The organism is Streptomyces cyanogenus, from assembly GCF_017526105.1.
GTDB lineage: Bacteria > Actinomycetota > Actinomycetes > Streptomycetales > Streptomycetaceae > Streptomyces > Streptomyces cyanogenus.
In genome coordinates this window covers 4183583-4200115 of record NZ_CP071839.1, presented here as the reverse complement: position 1 = coordinate 4200115, position 16533 = coordinate 4183583, and the positions used below count along the sequence as shown (strand labels likewise).

Below are 16533 nucleotides of genomic sequence, written 5' to 3'. Positions count from 1 at the left end.
ACACGTGCGTGCAACCCCGTCGTCGGAACCTCCACGTGCCCTCCCCGTAAGCATTCCGTGACCTCACCGGGCTGACGGCAGGGGTTCACCCCCCGTTCACTTCCGGCCATCGGCGGCTTCACCTGTTCTGCCTAATTTCGGCCGTACCGGGTGCCGAGTGCGGCCATGAAACACGCACACGCACCTCTACGACCTCGCGCGCCGCCGACAGCGGCGGCTCCTGGAAGGAACTCCCGAAAGTGAAGCTTCAGCGCAAGAACCGGCTGCGCGCCCTTTCTCTCGGTGCTGTCGCCGTCACCGGCGCCCTGGCCCTGACGGCGTGCGGCTCCGACGACAACGGCGGCGGCGGCAACGCGTCGGGCAACCCGTCCACGTCCGCCGGCGCCGGCTCGATCAAGTGCGACAACGCCAAGGGCCAGCTGCTCGCAGACGGCTCCTCCGCGCAGAAGAACGCGATCGACGCCTGGGTGAAGAACTTCTCCCAGGCCTGCGGCGTGCAGATCAACTACAAGGGCGGCGGCTCCGGCGCCGGTGTCACCGCGTTCACGCAGGGCCAGGTCGCCTTCGCCGGTTCCGACTCGGCGCTGAAGCCCGAAGAGGTCACCGCCTCCAAGAGCGTCTGCAAGGGCGGTCAGGGCATCGACCTGCCGATGGTCGGCGGCCCGATCGCCCTCGGCTACAACGTCCCGGGCGTCGACAACCTGGTCCTGGACGCCCCGACCATCGCCAAGATCTTCGACAGCAAGATCACCAAGTGGAACGACCCGGCGATCGCCGCCCTGAACAAGGGCGCGAAGCTCCCCGACCTGAAGATCCAGGCGTTCCACCGCTCGGACGAGTCCGGCACCACGGACAACTTCACCAAGTACCTGATCGCCACCACCCCGGACAACTGGAAGTACTCCGGCGGCAAGGCCTGGCAGGCCAAGGGCGGCCAGTCCGCTCCGCAGTCCGCGGGTGTGGCCCAGCAGGTGAAGCAGACCTCCGGCGCCATCGGCTACTTCGAGCTGTCCTACGTCAAGGACGGCCTCAAGGCCGTGTCCATCGACACCGGTGCCAGCAAGCCGGTCGCCCCCAGCTCCGAGAGCGCCACCGCCGACATCGCCGCCGCGCAGGTCGTCGGCACCGGCAAGGACCTCTCGCTGAAGCTGGACTACAAGACCAAGGCCGAGGGTGCCTACCCGATCACCCTGGTCACCTACGAGATCGTCTGCGACAAGGGCAACAAGGCCGACACCCTGCCCGCCACCAAGGCCTTCCTGCGCTACATCGCCGGCGAGGACGGCCAGAAGATCCTCCCGAGCATCGGCTACGCGCCGGTGCCCGACGAGATCATCGCCAAGGTCCGCACCACCATCGAGGGCCTGAGCTGACCTGATCCGAGAGTGCGGCCCGGTACCGGAAACGGCCGGGCCGCACCGTCCGGTGCACCGCCGCCATGAGCCTGGCGCCCCCTTCAGGGGCCCGGCTCCGCAGACCGGAGAACCCGATGGACATATCGACGAAAACCGACGCACCTCCCCCCGCCCCCCAGCCCACGGTCGCCGAGCAGAAGCGCGCGGCCCGTGGCGCCACCCGCCCCGGCGACCGCATCTTCCTCGGCCTGTCCCGGGGCTCCGGCATCCTGCTGCTGGCGATCATGGCCGCCATCGCGGTCTTCCTCACCTACCGCGCCGCCCTCGCGATCAGCAAGGACCACGCGAACTTCCTGACCACGTTCGAGTGGAACACCAACGTCCTCGAACCGAAGTTCGGCATCGCGGTCCTGGTCTTCGGCACGATCGTCTCCTCGGTCGTCGCCATGGTCATCGCGGTCCCGGTCGCGGTCGCCATCGCGCTGTTCATCACGCACTACGCCCCGCGCCGCATGTCCGGCCCGGTCGCCTACGTGATCGACCTGCTCGCCGCCGTGCCGTCCATCGTGTACGGCCTGTGGGGAGCCCTCGTGCTCGTCCCGCACATGAACGGCCTGTTCGGCTGGCTCGACGACTTCTTCGGCTGGACCGGCGTCTTCTCCTGGGACCAGGGCGCGCCGCGCTCGATGCTCACTGTCGGCATCCTGCTCGCCATCATGATCCTGCCGATCATCACCAACGTGAGCCGTGAGGTCTTCCGCCAGGTCCCGCAGACGCACGAGGAGGCGGCCCTGGCCCTCGGCGCCACGCGCTGGGAGGTCGTCCGCATGTCCGTGCTGCCCTTCGGCCGCTCCGGTGTGATCTCCGCCTCCATGCTCGGTCTCGGCCGCGCGCTCGGCGAGACGATGGCCGTCGCCACCGTGCTCTCGCCGTCCTTCGACATCCAGGCCAGCCTGCTCAACCCGGGCGGCGGCACCTTCGCCCAGAACATCGCCAGCAAGTTCAGCGAGGCGAACGAGTTCGGCCGGGACGCGCTCATCGCCTCCGGTCTCGTCCTGTTCGTCATCACCCTGCTGGTCAACGGCGCGGCCCGGCTGATCATCGCCCGCCGCGCGGAGTACTCGGGGGCCAACGCATGAGCACCGCAGCCGTCACCGACAAGCGGCCCAGCACGCTGCGCGCCGCCAGCCTGCCCCGGTGGACGCCGTGGGCCATCGCCGCCGGCTCGCTCGCCCTGGGCATCGGCATCAGCCTGGCCGCCGGCCTGGACAGCCGGATCCAGTGGGGTCTGATCGCCGCCGTCCTCTTCGTCCTCGGCACGTACGGTGTCGCCGCCCGCGTCGAGGGCCGCCGCCAGGCAAAGGACCGCGTCGCCACCAGTCTCGTCTGGGTCGCCTTCCTGCTCGCCGTGGTGCCGCTGGTCTCCCTGATCTGGGTGACCGTCGCGCGCGGCATCAAGGTCCTCGACGTCTACTTCCTGACCCACTCGATGGGCGTCGTCGCCGACACCGAGCCCGGCGGCGGCATCTACCACGCCATCATCGGCAGCCTGGAGCAGGTCGGCCTCGCCACCCTCATCGGCGCCCCGATCGGTGTGCTCACCGCGATCTACCTGGTCGAGTACGGCCGCGGCCGGCTCGCCAAGGCCGTCACGTTCTTCGTCGACGTCATGACGGGCATCCCGTCGATCGTCGCCGGTCTGTTCATCCTCAGCCTGATGCTCATCTTCGAGATGCAGCCGTTCGGCTTCGCCGGTTCGCTGGCCCTGGCCATCCTGATGATGCCGGTCGTCGTCCGCTCCACCGAGGAGATGCTCAAGCTCGTCCCGAACGAGCTGCGCGAGGCGTCCCTGGCGCTCGGCGTGCCGAAGTGGCGCACCATCCTCAAGGTGGTCCTGCCCACCTCCATCGGCGGTATCACCACCGGCATCATGCTGGCGGTCGCCCGTATCGCCGGCGAGACCGCGCCGGTGCTGCTGCTGGTGTTCGGCAACCCGTTCATCAACAACAACCCCTTCGAGGGCGCGCAGGCGTCGCTGCCGCTGTACATCTACCAGCAGTTCGCCAACAGCGCGGGCTCCGGTGCGGCGTACGACCGCGCGTGGGCGGCGTCCCTGACGCTGATCGCCTTCGTGATGATCCTCAACCTGGTGGCCCGCGGCATCGCCCGCTGGAAGGCCCCGAAGACCGGTCGCTGAGCGCGGCCACACAGCGACCGAGCCTGAACTCCCGGAAGTGAAGCAGACATGGCCAAGCGCATCGACGTAAGCGGACTCACCGCCTACTACGGCTCCCACAAGGCGATCGAGGACATCTCGATGACCGTCGAACCGCGATCGGTGACGGCGTTCATCGGCCCCTCCGGCTGCGGCAAGTCGACCTTCCTGCGCACCCTGAACCGTATGCACGAGGTCACGCCCGGTGGCCGCGTCGAGGGCAAGGTGATGCTGGACGACGAGGACCTGTACGGCACCGGGGTCGACCCCGTGTCCGTCCGCCGTGAGGTGGGCATGGTCTTCCAGCGGCCGAACCCGTTCCCCACGATGTCGATCTTCGACAACGTGGCGGCGGGACTGCGGCTGAACGGCAGCTACCGCAAGAGCGAGCTCGAGGACGTCGTCGAGAAGTCGCTCAGGGGCGCGAACCTCTGGAACGAGGTGAAGGACCGCCTGAACAAGCCGGGCTCCGGTCTGTCCGGCGGTCAGCAGCAGCGGCTGTGCATCGCCCGGGCGATCGCCGTCGAGCCGAAGGTGCTGCTGATGGACGAGCCGTGCTCCGCCCTGGACCCGATCTCCACCCTCGCCATCGAGGACCTGATCGGTGAGCTGAAGGAGCGGTTCACGATCGTCATCGTGACGCACAACATGCAGCAGGCGGCGCGCGTCTCGGACCGTACGGCGTTCTTCAACCTGGCGGCGGTCGGACAGCCCGGCCGGCTGATCGAGATCGACGACACGGAGCGGATCTTCTCCAACCCGTCCGTCCAGGCCACCGAGGACTACATCTCCGGTCGCTTCGGCTGATCCCACGATCCCCTCGCGGTGCTGCATGGCGGTGCCACCGCGAGGACGCAAAAGGGCCCGCCCCCGGCTCCCGGGGGCGGGCCCACTGCGTTGCCGGCCGCGGGGCCGCTACAGGGCCACCAGGTTGACCACTCCGAAGGCCAGGGCGGCCACCAGGGCCGCCGCCGGCATCGTGATGAACCAGCCCAGGACGATGTTCTTGGCCACGCCCCAGCGGACGGCGTTGACGCGCTTGGTGGCGCCGACGCCCATGATGGCCGAGGTGATGACGTGGGTCGTGGAGATGGGGGCCTTGAAGAGGAACGCCGTGGTGAACATGATCGACGCGCCCGTGGTCTCGGCGGCGAAACCCTGCGGGGGGTCCAGTTCGATGATCTTGCGGCCCAGGGTGCGCATGATGCGCCAGCCGCCGGCGTAGGTGCCGAGGGACAGCATCACCGCGCAGATGATCTTCACCCAGACCGGGATCGGGTCGCCGTACGTCTGATGGCCGGAAATCACCAGTGCCATGACGACGACACCCATCGTCTTCTGGGCGTCCTGGAGACCGTGGCCCAGTGCCATGCCGGCCGCGGAGACCGTCTGGGCGATCCGGAAGCCGCGCTTGGCCTTGTGCGGGTTGGCCCGGCGGAAGAGCCACAGGATCGCCGTCATGACCAGGTAGCCGACGATCAGGCCCACGAACGGCGACACGAACATCGGGATGACGACCTTGTCGACGACCCCGTGCCAGATCACGGTCGTGCCGCCCGCCAGCGCCGCGCCCACCATGCCGCCGAACAGGGCGTGCGAGGAGGAGGACGGCAGGCCGAAGTACCAGGTGACCAGGTTCCAGACGATCGCGCCCACCAGGGCCGCGAAGAGGATCCCCATGCCGGTCGAGCCCCGCGGGGTCTCGATGAGGCCCTCGCTGACCGTCTTGGCGACCCCGGAGCCCAGGAAGGCACCGGCCAGGTTCATCACGGCGGCCATGGCGAGAGCCGCCCGCGGGGTCAGCGCCCGCGTCGACACCGACGTCGCGATCGCGTTCGCCGAGTCGTGGAAACCGTTCGTGTACGTGAAGAAGAGCGCGACCGCGATGGTCACGACCAGGGCGAGGATATCCATCGACGCCTCAGGACTCCTTGACGGCGATGGTCTCCACCGTGTTCGCCACGTGCTCGAAAGCGTCCGCCGCCTCTTCCAGGACGTCCACGATCTGCTTGAGCTTCAGCACCTCGATCGCGTCGTACTTGCCGTTGAAGAGGTGGGCGAGCAGCTTGCGGTGGATCTGGTCGGCCTGGTTCTCCAGCCGGTTGACCTCGATCCAGTACTCGGTCAGGTTGTCCATGGTGCGGAGGTTCGGCATGGCCTCCGCCGTCAGCTCGGCCGCCCGGGCCAGGACCTCGATCTGCTGCTCGACGCCCTTCGGCAGCTCCTCGACGTTGTAGAGGACGACGAGGTCGACGGCCTCCTCCATGAAGTCCATGATGTCGTCCAGGGAACCGGCGAGGGAGTAGATGTCCTCGCGGTCGAACGGCGTGATGAACGAGGAGTTCAGCTGGTGGAAGATCGCGTGCGTGGCGTCGTCACCTGCGTGTTCCGCGGCCCGCATACGCTCTGCGATCTCGGCCCGGGCGGAGGAGTCCGCCCCGAGCAGTTCCATCAGGAGTTTCGAGCCGGTGACGATGTTGTCCGCGGACGCGGCGAACATGTCGTAGAAGCTCGTCTCCCTGGGGGTCAGACGAAAGCGCACGTGGGGTCCTCGGGGTGCTTCGGTTTCGGTCAGGCTGATGCTAGGCGCATCATCCGGCCACGGCTATCGGGCCGCATCCCAGTGTCGCCCATCGGGCAGAGTGGTCGGCACGGGGGCGGACGAAGGGCCCTCTACCCCGGAAAGTTCGTTACGATATACCCGCTAGGGGTATGTATACCGTTTTGTGTCCGGAGCTCGTCCCGAGACGGAGGCCCGCGATGACGACGACGACCGAGGCCGGCGCCACGCACGGCTACCACAAGCAGAAGGACGAGCACCTCAAGCGGCTGCGCCGGATCGAGGGGCAGATCCGCGGCCTGCAGCGGATGGTGGAGGAGGACACGTACTGCATCGACATACTCACGCAGGTCTCCGCCTCCACCAAGGCCCTGCAGTCCTTCGCGCTGCAACTGCTGGAGGAGCACCTGCGGCACTGCGTCGCGGACGCGGCTCTCAAGGGCGGTGACGAGATCGACGCGAAGGTGGAGGAGGCCACGAAGGCGATCGGCCGCCTGCTGCGCAGCTGAGCCGTCCGGATCGCGCGGGTCCCGGTCGGGGACCCGGATCCGGTTCAGTCCGGATTTCGCTCCTCGGCCACGCGCAGCACCGCGTCGATGCTCTCCAGGCTGAGCCGGTCCTCGGCGGCCGAGGCCGCGATGATCAGCTCTCCGCACAGCTCGATCTCGGCGAGGGCCACGTGGTCCTGAACCGCCGTGCCGCCGACCGGAGCCACCCGTCTCACCTCTCCTCTGCCGTCACCGCTCCCTAGGGTAGGCAGCGCTCTACACACCGCGCATGGCACGGACGGGCTACTTACGGGGTGGCGTCCCGGACTAGTGACTGGCCGGTTTCAGGCGCCGCCACCGCTGCCCTCCTCGGCGATCCGCCCCGCGTAGATGTCCGCCGCGGGCGGCAGCCGTACGTCGGCGGGTGTGCCGAAGCCGTACAGCAGCAGCGTCGAGGCGACCTCCACGGAGGTCTTCTGGCGGCCGTTGACGAAGCTGAACCGCTGCCGCAGCTTGCGGATGCGGCCCTGGTCGTCCAGGTAGGCGTCGAACGGCACCTGGGCCGTGGCGAACCCTTTCGCCGCCGCGGCCAGTGCCGCCCGGTCGCCGGCGGCGGCGTACCGGGACGCGCGGCCGAGATCGGCGATGCCCCGGTAGTGCCGTACCGCCGTGCCGGCGACCTTCGTCCGGCCGACGAAGGCGGCCTCCCGGGCCCCGCGCAGCACCTCGGCCGCCGTGTACGGGTCGGTCGCGCCGCCGGTGACCAGATTGCCGTCGGACAGGGTCGCCGTCTCCACCCGCACCCACTTGTCGGCGGGCACGCCCGCGCCCCGGTTCTTCATGAACAGGGCGCCCGGGGCGAGGAGTTCGGTGATGGGCCGGTGCTCGGCGGCACCGGTGGGGTCCTCGGGGAGCATCACGATGAGCCGGCCGAGGCGGCGCCGGTAGTCGTGGACGCCCTTGCCGCGGATGGTGACCCGGGTGCCGCCGGTGGCCATCTCCATCGAGGTGGTGGCCTTGGAAGTGCCCGCGTCGCGCAGCGCGTCGGCGGCCCGGTACAGGGCCCTGACGGGGTCGCCGGCGCCCTTGACGTCCTCGGCGGCGGCCCTGCTGCCGGAACAGCCCGTGGCGCCCGCTCCGAGGCCGAGGAGGATGCCCACCGCGACGGCCGTCCTGCCCGCGTGCCTGTGCTGCCGCCGATCCATCGCCTGCCTACCCCCAGCCGGTGTGTTCCGTCACGGCCCCCCGTCGTCCGGTTAACGACGGGTAGCGGACGCCGTCACGCGCCGCAGGGAGCCGCGGATCCGGACGCACCCCTCTGTCCGCGGCTGGGTAACGTTCTCGGCGTGGCAGTCACCGCGGTACCGGAGGACGGGCCGGAACGTGCCCGGCCGGGACAGGAACACCTCACGACGACGAACGAGCAGGGCCGTTTCTGTGTGGCCCGGTGCACATGCGGCTGGCGCGGCCCCGCCCGCCGGGCCCGCAGCCAGGCCCGAGCGGACGCGGAGGGGCACACGGCGGGCCGGTAGCGGTCATCCGCCCCGGGCGGCCGTCACCGGTGCTCCAGGGCCCGCAGCAGCACGTCCACCAGGTCGCAGTCGCGGGGCTGGGTGAGCCGGGACCGGGCCGCGGCCGGGGCGAGCCACAGGATGCGGTCCACCTCGGAGTTCGGCGTGAAGCGGCCGGAAACCGCCTCGGCCGCCCAGTACCGCACCCGCTTCGGGCGGCCGCCCGTCGAGTAGTGCACGGCCGGCAGCTCGCCGCCGGGTTCGGCCGTGTACCCGGTCTCCTCCGCGACCTCGCGCAGCGCGCCGGCGAGCGGGTCCTCACCCCGTCGGAGCTTGCCCTTGGGGTGGGACCAGTCGTCGTACTTCGGCCGGTGGACCAGACAGATCTCCAGGTCGCCGGAGACCGGGGAGCGGCGCCACAGCACGCAGCCGGCCGCCTGGACCACGGTGTCGTTCACACCGCCTCCTCCTGGCTCAGGGGTGCGTTGACGGTCTGCTTCTGCCAGGCCTGCTGGAACGCGAAACGGGCCGCCTCCACCTCGTGCCGCTGGTCGGCGTGGAGCACGCCGAGCGCGTAGGCGGTCGCCGGGGTGATCCGGGGGGTACGGGCCGCCTGCGCCGCCGCCGCGGCCGCCTCCGAGGCGTCGCGGTGCCGGTTCAGCGCCTGGCCCGCCGTCAGCAGCCGTACGTCCGTGCCGGAGCGGGCGCCGAGCAGCACCTCACGGGCGTACCGGTGCAGGCGCAGCAGCAGCCGTACCTGGTGCCAGGGGCCGTCCTGGGGATGCGGGGACGGGTCCGGGGACAGGCCGTGGACCAGGGCCTCGGCGTTGTAGGGGTGGCCGGCGGTGACCAGCGGGAGCGCGGCGACGGCGTCCGTGAGGCGCTCCTGGGCCGCGGCGGCGAGGGGGTACAGGCCGGTGGTGGGCGCGGCGGGCGTGAGGGGGACTTCGCTGGCGAGTACGGCGACCCTGTCGGCCACGGCGTGGAAGCGGCTCGATCCGAGTGCCTGCAGGGCGGTGGAGTGGGCCCTTGTCCGGGCCAGGGTGAGCTGGCGCTCCAGCAGGGCGCCCGCTTTGGCCGCGCCCACGGTGAGGTTGCCGCGTTCCGCCGTCGCCGTCCGGTCGGCAGGGCCACCGGTGCCGGCCGGCGCCTCCCCCGCGCTCTGCTTCGCCCGCGCGGAGACACCCCCACCGCCCACCCGGGCGGCACGGCTGCCCGCGGCCACGGCGACGTCCACGGCCTGTGCGGGCAGGGCCGTCGCACCCGACAACCGGTGCAGCGCCAGCAACAGCCGCTCCAGGCGTGCCTCGTACGCGTGCTCCAGGCCCAGGGTGCCCGACAGCCAGGCCAGTTCCGGGCGGATCTCCTCGGACCAGTCGGGGTCGAGGAGGGGGCGGAAGGTGTGCAGGCTGCCGCTGATGCGGCGGGCCGAGCGGCGCAGCGCGCGGGCCGCGTCGACGGACCCCTCCGCGCCGCCCTCCCGGTGCAGGCGCAGGGCGCGGAGGAACTCCGTGGCCCGGGCGCGCAGATAGTCCGCGAGGGCGTCGCCGGTCACCGCCTCGGCCGTGGGGTCCGTCGGGTCAAGGTGTTGCTGTGCCACGCCGGCGCCTCCGGGCGTCTATGAGCATCTCCTGGACGTTGCGCAGGGGCTGGCCGTCCGTGTCGGTCGCGTGCCGGGTCCACTCGCCGTCCGGGCCGAGGTGCCAGGAGGCGGTGCTGTCGGACATGCCGGTGTCCAGCAGCCGGTTGAGGGCCGCGCGGTGGCCGGGGTCGACCACTCGGACCAGGGCCTCTATCCGGCGGTCGAGGTTGCGGTGCATCATGTCGGCGCTGCCGATCCACACCTCGGGCTCGCCGCCGTTGCCGAAGGCGAAGACCCGGGAGTGCTCCAGGAAACGGCCGAGGATGGAGCGGACCCGGATGTTCTCCGACAGGCCCGTGACGCCCGGGCGGACGGCGCAGATGCCCCGCACCCAGATGTCGACCGGTACGCCCGCCTGGGAGGCCCGGTAGAGCGCGTCGATGACCGCCTCGTCCACCATCGAGTTGACCTTGATGCGGACGAAGGCCGGACGGCCCGCCCGGTGGTGCTGGACCTCCTTGTCGATCCGCGCGACCAGGCCGTCGCGCAGCGACTTGGGGGCCACCAGCAGGCGGCGGTAGGTCTCGCGGCGCGAGTAGCCGGACAGCCGGTTGAACAGGTCGGACAGGTCCGCGCCGACCTGCGGGTCGGCGGTGAGCAGGCCGAGGTCCTCGTACAGGCGGGCGGTCTTCGGGTGGTAGTTGCCGGTGCCGACGTGGCTGTAGCGGCGCAGGGTGTCGCCCTCCTGGCGGACCACCAGGGACAGCTTGCAGTGCGTCTTCAGGCCGACCAGGCCGTAGACGACGTGACAGCCGGCCTCCTCCAGCTTGCGCGCCCACTTGATGTTGGCGTGCTCGTCGAAGCGGGCCTTGATCTCGACCAGGACGAGGACCTGCTTGCCGGACTCGGCGGCGTCGATGAGGGCGTCGACGATGGGGGAGTCGCCGGAGGTGCGGTACAGGGTCTGCTTGATGGCGAGGACGTCGGGGTCGGCCGCCGCCTGCTCCAGGAAGGCCTGCACGGAGGTGGAGAAGCTGTCGTACGGGTGGTGCAGGAGCACGTCCCGGGCGCGCAGGGCCGCGAAGATGTCGGGCGGGGAGGCCGACTCGACCTCGGCGAGGTCGCGGTGGGTGCCGGCGACGAACTTCGGGTACTTCAGCTCCGGCCGGTCGAGGCCGTGGATGCGGAAGAGGCCGGTGAGGTCGAGCGGGCCGGGCAGCGGGTAGACCTCGGCCTCGGAGATCTTCAGCTCGCGGACCAGCAGGTCCAGCACCTCGCGGTCGATGGACTCCTCGACCTCCAGGCGCACGGGCGGGCCGAAGCGGCGCCGCATGAGTTCCTTCTCCAGGGCCTGGAGGAGGTTCTCGGCGTCGTCCTCCTCGACCTCCAGGTCCTCGTTGCGGGTGATCCGGAAGGCGTGGTGCTCCAGGATCTCCATGCCCGGGAACAGCTCTTCCAGGTGGTTGGGGGCGGCGATGACGTCCTCGATGGGGACGTAGCGGCCCGGGGAGGCCTCCAGGAAGCGGGTCAGCAGCGGCGGCACCTTCACGCGGGCGAAGTGCTTGTGGCCGCTGACCGGGTTCCGCACGACGACGGCCAGGTTCAGGGAGAGGCCGGAGATGTACGGGAAGGGGTGCGCGGGGTCGACGGCCAGCGGGGTGAGCACCGGGAAGATCTGGTGCCGGAAGAGCGTGAAGAGGCGGGCCTGCTCCTTCTCGGTCAGCTCCGACCAGCGGACCAGGTGGATGCCCTCGTCGGCGAGTGCGGGGGCGACGTCCTCGTGGTAGCAGGCGGCGTGCCGGGCCATCAGCTCCCGGGAGCGGGCCCAGATCATCTCCAGGACCTCGCGCGGCTGGAGCCCGGAGGCGGAGCGGGTGGCGACGCCGGTGGCGATACGGCGCTTCAGGCCGGCCACCCGGACCATGAAGAACTCGTCCAGGTTGCTGGCGAAGATCGCCAGGAAGTTCGCGCGCTCCAGCAGCGGGGTGTTCGGGTCCTCGGCCAGCTCCAGGACGCGCTCGTTGAAGGCGAGCCAGCTGCGCTCCCGGTCGAGGAAGCGGCCCTGGGGCAGGGGGGCGCCCTCGGCCCGGGCCTCCTCCTGGTACGCGTCGAGATCCGCGTCGATGTCGGGTTCCAGGTCGGACACGGCGGCGGCCACGGCGCGCTGGCGGTGCGCGGCGAGGGAGCCCACGGAGGGCTGGGGGTGCGGGCTGTCGCCGCGGCCGGCAGCGCCTGTGCCGGGGGCGGTGGCCGGTGACGGGTGGACGTCTGCCTGTGCGTCTGCCTGGGTGTCTTGCTGCCTCATGAACCCATTCTTCCGCGCGACGGGCGACACAGGCGCGTCGGATCGTGCGGGCGGGAGCGTCACGGCCCCGTTCCCCGCGGGCCCCTCGGGGGGCGGCGAAGGCTCTGGCACGGCGGGCTTCATTCGCCGAGCGTCGCAAGCCCGGCTGAATCAATGGTTACGGTGACATGACGTGCGGGATATGGCGGGGCGGCTCACGGGCGTCCGGGGCGCCGCCGCCGTTCGTCCCTCCCCCCGTGGAGGGGCGAACGGCGGCAGGGGTCAGGCCGTGCGGCGGCGCACCAGCGCGAAGGCGCAGGCGGTGGCGAGCGCGGCGGTGGCCAGCACGATGCCGGTCTCCATCAGGTGCAGCGGCCAGAAATGGGACGGCGGGTGGTAGGTGGCGTAGTGGTCGCCGCCGGCGGTCGTGCCCCGTTCCACCTCCCAGGCGCTGTTGTCCAGCTCGAACGCGTGCGGCTCGGTCCGGGTGAGCGTCGGCCACAGGTACGGGCGGACGTGGGCCAGGACGAGGTGGAGCACCCCCGTCGCCCCCAGGGACACGGCCAGCGTGGGCAGCGCGCGGCGCAGCCAGAGCGCGGTGAGCGCGCCGACCGCCAGGGCGCACAGGGCGTACGCCGGTGTGGCCGGGCCGCGGGCCAGGAAGATGCCGCCGAAGGACCAGTCGTCACCGAGGCGCAGGTCGCGGTGGGGCGCCCAGCCCCAGCGGAAGGCGGCCACCAGGACGCCGTCGCCGGCCGTGAGCGCCAGCGCGGGCACGGCGAGCTTGGCGGCCAGCCAGCGGGTGGGCGTCACCCCCTGCGTCCAGGCCAGCTGTGCCGTGCCGGTCTCCATCTCGCGGCCGATCAGCGCGCCGCCGACGTAGGCGGCGACGGCGAGGAAGCCGTAGCCGATCAGCGAGGCGACGTAGCCGAGGCGTTCGCCGTAGACCCAGCCGAGATAGGGGATGTTGCACAGGTCGCGCACGGGGTCGCAGGTCGCCTCCAGGTGTCGGAGGTGCGGGGCGCTGACCCCGCCCAGCCACCCCAGCCAGCCGAGCACGGCCGTGACGAACAGGGCCCAGCAGGCCAGGGCGGTGCGGTGCAGCCGCAGCACGGTGCGGTGCAGGACCGGCGCGGTGGCGCTCATGCGGCACGCCCCTCGCGGCCGGCGCCGGTGCCGCCCGCCGTGGTCCGGCGGTGCAGCAGCCGCAGCGCGGCGAGGACCAGCAGGGCGGCGACGGCGAGGAGCATGCCGGTCGTGGCCAGCTGGAGGGGCCAGCGGTGGGAGTAGGGGTGGTAGTCGATGTAGAAGCCGGCGGTGCCGCGGTGGTCGTTGAGGGCGCGGCAGGCCGGACTGAGGTCGACGGTGCAGGAGGAGACGGGCTGGTGGGCGCCGGTCGAGGTGACGATGCCCTCCTCGACCTTGATGCCCGAGTACGACGGGAAGCCCCGGCGCCCGCTGACGCTGGTGGAGACCGGCCACAGGTGGGGCAGGCTGATGTGGACGGCGATCCACAGCGCCGCCACGGAGAGCGCGGAGACGCACAGCGCGACCAGCGAGCGGCCCACGAGAAGCCCGACTAGGGCGCCGAGGAGCAGGCCGGCCAGCGCGAGACCGGCGATCAGCGGGCCGCCCGAGTAGAAGGTGGGCACGTCCTCCCAGGGCTTGGCGGTGTCGATCCGGCCGTGCCCCGCCGACCAGGCCACATGGTGCAGCATCCCCAGGAGACCGGTGCCGGCGGTGACCAGGACGGCCGGGACCGCGAGCCGGGCGGCGAGCCAGCGGAGCGGGGTGACGCCCTGGGTCCAGGCGAGGCGTGCCGTGCCCGTCTCCACCTCGCGGCCGGTCAGGGAGGCGCCCGCCCAGGCGGCTGTCAGGAACGGGATCAGGAGGAGGGCGGTGGTCGTGTACTGGTACACGTCCTTGTAGCGCAGGATGGCGTCCTGGTCGTACCGGCACGGGCCGCCGCGCGCGCAGGTGGTGTCGTAGTCGTGCCAGGCCGCCGCGGCGGCCTCGGTGAGCGGGCCCCACAGCCACAGCAGCGCGCCGGCCAGGCCGGCGACGAGGACGGCCCAGGCGCACAGGGCGGGGCGGTGCAGGCGCAGCAGCCAGCGGATCTGGCGCGGGGCGGGGGTGGCCGGGGCGGTGACGCCCAGGGCGGCGGTCACGCGACGTGCTCCTCGTTCTCGGCGTTCCGGGCGGTCTCGGCGTTCTGGTCCGGGGTCGGTGCGGGGGCGCCGGGGTTGCGCAGGTGGGCGAGGACCAGTTCCTCCAGGGAGGGCGTGGCGGTGCGCCAGTCGCCGGTGAGCGGTCCGGCCGGGCGGATCAGCGCGGTGAGCTGACGGCCGGTGACCCGGGACTCGATCACGGTGTGCGCCTCCAGCCGGGCCGGTTCGCCTGCGCCGGTCACCCGCAGGTGGGCGGCGAGCAGGTCGTCGATCTCCCCGGCCAGCCGGATCCGGCCGCCGCCGACGAGCAGCAGGTGGTCGCAGGAGTCCTCCAGCTCGGCGACGACGTGCGAGGACATCACGATGGTGGTGCCGTACCGGGCGGCCTGCCCCATCAGCGTGCCCATCAGCTCGTGCCGCGCCAGCGGGTCGAGGTCGGCCATCGGCTCGTCCAGGAGCAGCAGATCGGGCCGCTTGCCGAGGGCGAGGGCGAGCGCGACCCGGGTGCGCTGCCCGCCGGAGAGGGAGCGGACGCGGGCCCGGGGGTCGAGGTCGCCGCCCGCGACGACCTGCTCGGCGCCGGCGGCGTCCCAGCGCCCGGGGTTGAGGTCGGCGCCCATGCGCAGGGTCTCGGCGATGGTGAGCTGCGGGTACAGCGGCTTGTCCTGGGCTGTGTAGCCGACCCGGGGGCGGGCGGCGCCCGGGGTGGTGCCGAGGACGGTCACGCTGCCCTCGGTGGGGGCGGTGAGCCCGGCGGCCAGGGCAAGCAGGGTGGACTTGCCGGCGCCGTTGGGGCCGACGACCGCGCACACGCGCCCGGCGGGCAGCCGGAACGAGCAGTCCCGCAGGGCCCAGCCGCCCCGGAGGCCGAACCGTTTCCCCAGAGCGTCGGCCCTCAACGCCGTGTCACTGCTCATGTCGGGTCTCCCTGGAAGTGCTTGTCGAGTACGGCAGTGAAGAGTGCGGCCACGTCCTCGCGCTCCAGCCCGGCGGCGCGGGCGCGGTCCGCCCAGGCCTCCAGTTCCGTGCGCAGCGGGGAGTCCGCGGGGGCGGTGCCGAGGGACCGCCGGACGAAGGTGCCGAGGCCGCGGCGGGCCTCCACCAGGCCCTCGCGTTCCAGCTCGCGGTAGGCCTTCAGGACGGTGTTGGGGTTGATGGCGGTGGCCTCCACGACCTCGCGCGCGGTGGGCAGCCGGTCGCCCGGCCGCAGCAGGCCCATGCGCAGGGCCTGCTTCGTCTGCTGGACGATCTGCACATAGGTGGCCACGCCGCTGTGCCGGTCGATGCGGTACTCGACCATCGGGTCCACCCTTTCACTAATTGAGTAGTGAAAGGGTGGTGCAAAAGAGGGGCGGCCGTCAAGGCGACCGCCCCTCGTGCTCCCGCGAGTGGGGGAGATGTCAGGTTTCGGTGCGGTACATCAGGTCCGTCTCGTGGACCGTGAAGCCCAGACGCTCGTAGACCGACACCGCCGCCTTGTTGTCGGCGTCGACGTAGAGCATGGCGGTCGGCACCTGCTGGGCGGCCAGGTGGCGCAGGCCGACGGCGGTGAGGGCCTTGCCGAGACCGCCGCCCTGCTCGCCGGGCCGCACCCCGAGGACGTACACCTCGCCGAGTCCCTCCTCCGCGTGCACCTTGGTCCAGTGGAAGCCGATCAGCTCGCCGCGCCGCTCGGCGAGGAAGAACCCGGCCGGGTCGAACCACGGCTGGGCCTTGCGGTCGTCCAGGTCGCGCCGGGTCAGCGAGCCCTGTTCGGGGTGGTGGGCGAAGGCGGCGGCGTTCACCTCGAGCCAGGCCGCGTCGTCCTTGCCGGGCACGAAGGTGCGGACCGTCACGCCCTCCGGCAGCGTCGGCTCGGGCAGCTCCAGACCGGCCAACGGCAGCCGCATCTGGCGCAGTTCACGGAACAGGGTCAGACCGAGCACCTGGGCGAGATGCCGGGCGGCCGGGTGGCCGCCGTGCGCCCACACCCGCAGCCGCTTGCCGGAGGCGGCGAGCAGGGCCGCGCCCAGCGCCCGCCCGTGCCCGTGCCCGCGGTGCCCGGGGTGCACGACCAGTTCGGCGGCCGGCGCCTCCACCGGGTCGGTGTCCTCCAACTGGGCGTAGCCGACGAGTTCGCCGTCGACGGCCAGCAGCAGATGCGAGACGCCCTCCCGGGCCCCGCCGCGCAGCTGCAGCCGGCCCTGCTCGGACACCGGCTGCTGCCCGTCCACCCGGGCGGCCTCGCCGATCAGGCTCAGGACGGCCTCGGCCCGGTCCGGGGTGAGCGCCGCAGTGGTCTCGATGGAGCGGGCGGGAAAGCCCCGTACGGAGTCGTCGCTGCTCATGCGTACGAGAGTACGGGGCGGCCGGGGCGAAGTCCCGGCGCAC

17 protein-coding genes are annotated in these 16533 nt (G+C 71.8%); 5 read left to right on the top strand and 12 right to left on the bottom strand.

All coding sequences use genetic code 11. The annotated features are described in order from the left end of the window. The first annotated feature begins 239 nt into the window (after positions 1 to 239). The 4 genes from pstS (at position 240) to pstB (ending at position 4377) form a co-directional block, all read left to right on the top strand. Positions 240 to 1373: a phosphate ABC transporter substrate-binding protein PstS gene (gene pstS / locus S1361_RS18900; protein WP_208033013.1), complete on the top strand. Its 1134-nt coding sequence runs from the start codon at positions 240 to 242 to the stop codon at positions 1371 to 1373. A 116-nt stretch (positions 1374 to 1489) separates the two neighbouring features. Then, positions 1490 to 2494 (top strand): phosphate ABC transporter permease subunit PstC, encoded by a 1005-nt coding sequence (gene pstC, locus S1361_RS18895; RefSeq protein ID WP_208033012.1) that lies wholly within the window; start codon positions 1490 to 1492, stop codon positions 2492 to 2494. Next, on the top strand, positions 2491 to 3552 hold the full coding sequence (gene pstA / locus S1361_RS18890) for a phosphate ABC transporter permease PstA (protein ID WP_208033011.1): 1062 nt from the start codon (positions 2491 to 2493) through the stop codon (positions 3550 to 3552). The genes pstC and pstA overlap by 4 nt, the downstream gene beginning before the upstream one ends. 48 nt (positions 3553 to 3600) lie before the next feature. Beyond that, positions 3601 to 4377, top strand: a complete 777-nt coding sequence (pstB, locus tag S1361_RS18885) for a phosphate ABC transporter ATP-binding protein PstB (protein WP_208033010.1) — start codon at positions 3601 to 3603, stop codon at positions 4375 to 4377. A 108-nt stretch (positions 4378 to 4485) separates the two neighbouring features. Here pstB and S1361_RS18880 read toward each other — a convergent pair whose 3' ends face one another. Together S1361_RS18880 and S1361_RS18875 are read right to left on the bottom strand one after the other, a co-directional pair. Further along, positions 4486 to 5484 carry an inorganic phosphate transporter gene (locus tag S1361_RS18880; RefSeq protein WP_208033009.1) on the bottom strand — a complete coding sequence of 333 codons (999 nt, stop codon included), beginning with the start codon at positions 5482 to 5484 and terminating at the stop codon, positions 4486 to 4488. A 7-nt stretch (positions 5485 to 5491) separates the two neighbouring features. Beyond that, positions 5492 to 6112 carry a DUF47 domain-containing protein gene (locus S1361_RS18875; protein ID WP_208033008.1) on the bottom strand — a complete coding sequence of 207 codons (621 nt, stop codon included), beginning with the start codon at positions 6110 to 6112 and terminating at the stop codon, positions 5492 to 5494. 218 nt (positions 6113 to 6330) lie between these two features. On the opposite strand from S1361_RS18875, the gene S1361_RS18870 reads away from it, so the two are divergent. Beyond that, positions 6331 to 6639, top strand: coding sequence for a metal-sensitive transcriptional regulator (locus tag S1361_RS18870; protein ID WP_208033007.1), 309 nt, complete (start codon positions 6331 to 6333; stop codon positions 6637 to 6639). Positions 6640 to 6683: 44 nt separating this feature from the next. Here the strand turns inward: S1361_RS18870 and S1361_RS18865 are convergent, their stop codons facing one another. The 10 genes from S1361_RS18865 to mshD form a co-directional block, all read right to left on the bottom strand. Further along, positions 6684 to 6854 carry a hypothetical protein gene (locus tag S1361_RS18865; RefSeq protein ID WP_208033006.1) on the bottom strand — a complete coding sequence of 57 codons (171 nt, stop codon included), beginning with the start codon at positions 6852 to 6854 and terminating at the stop codon, positions 6684 to 6686. A gap of 108 nt (positions 6855 to 6962) precedes the next feature. Then, the gene (locus S1361_RS18860; protein ID WP_208033005.1) at positions 6963 to 7823 is read right to left on the bottom strand and encodes an SCO4651 family lipoprotein; all 861 of its coding nucleotides are present in this window, start codon (positions 7821 to 7823) and stop codon (positions 6963 to 6965) included. A 350-nt stretch (positions 7824 to 8173) separates the two neighbouring features. Further along, positions 8174 to 8587: an NUDIX hydrolase gene (locus S1361_RS18855; protein ID WP_208033004.1), complete on the bottom strand. Its 414-nt coding sequence runs from the start codon at positions 8585 to 8587 to the stop codon at positions 8174 to 8176. Beyond that, the gene (locus S1361_RS18850) at positions 8584 to 9729 is read right to left on the bottom strand and encodes a CHAD domain-containing protein (RefSeq protein WP_208033003.1); all 1146 of its coding nucleotides are present in this window, start codon (positions 9727 to 9729) and stop codon (positions 8584 to 8586) included. Before S1361_RS18850 ends, S1361_RS18855 begins: the two co-directional genes overlap by 4 nt. Further along, positions 9710 to 12139: an RNA degradosome polyphosphate kinase gene (locus S1361_RS18845; protein WP_208033002.1), complete on the bottom strand. Its 2430-nt coding sequence runs from the start codon at positions 12137 to 12139 to the stop codon at positions 9710 to 9712. Before S1361_RS18845 ends, S1361_RS18850 begins: the two co-directional genes overlap by 20 nt. A 138-nt stretch (positions 12140 to 12277) precedes the next feature. After that, entirely contained in the window at positions 12278 to 13141 is an 864-nt protein-coding gene (locus tag S1361_RS18840) for a hypothetical protein (RefSeq protein WP_208033001.1), read from the bottom strand. Continuing rightward, entirely contained in the window at positions 13138 to 14163 is a 1026-nt protein-coding gene (locus S1361_RS18835; protein ID WP_208033000.1) for an ABC transporter permease, read from the bottom strand. Before S1361_RS18835 ends, S1361_RS18840 begins: the two co-directional genes overlap by 4 nt. Then, complete coding sequence (locus tag S1361_RS18830) at positions 14160 to 15080, bottom strand: ABC transporter ATP-binding protein (protein ID WP_208032999.1); 921 nt, start codon at positions 15078 to 15080, stop codon at positions 14160 to 14162. Before S1361_RS18830 ends, S1361_RS18835 begins: the two co-directional genes overlap by 4 nt. Next, positions 15077 to 15463, bottom strand: a complete 387-nt coding sequence (locus S1361_RS18825; RefSeq protein ID WP_208032998.1) for a GntR family transcriptional regulator — start codon at positions 15461 to 15463, stop codon at positions 15077 to 15079. The genes S1361_RS18830 and S1361_RS18825 overlap by 4 nt, the downstream gene beginning before the upstream one ends. 100 nt (positions 15464 to 15563) lie before the next feature. Continuing rightward, the gene (mshD, locus tag S1361_RS18820; protein ID WP_208032997.1) at positions 15564 to 16490 is read right to left on the bottom strand and encodes a mycothiol synthase; all 927 of its coding nucleotides are present in this window, start codon (positions 16488 to 16490) and stop codon (positions 15564 to 15566) included. Positions 16491 to 16533 lie beyond the last annotated feature (43 nt).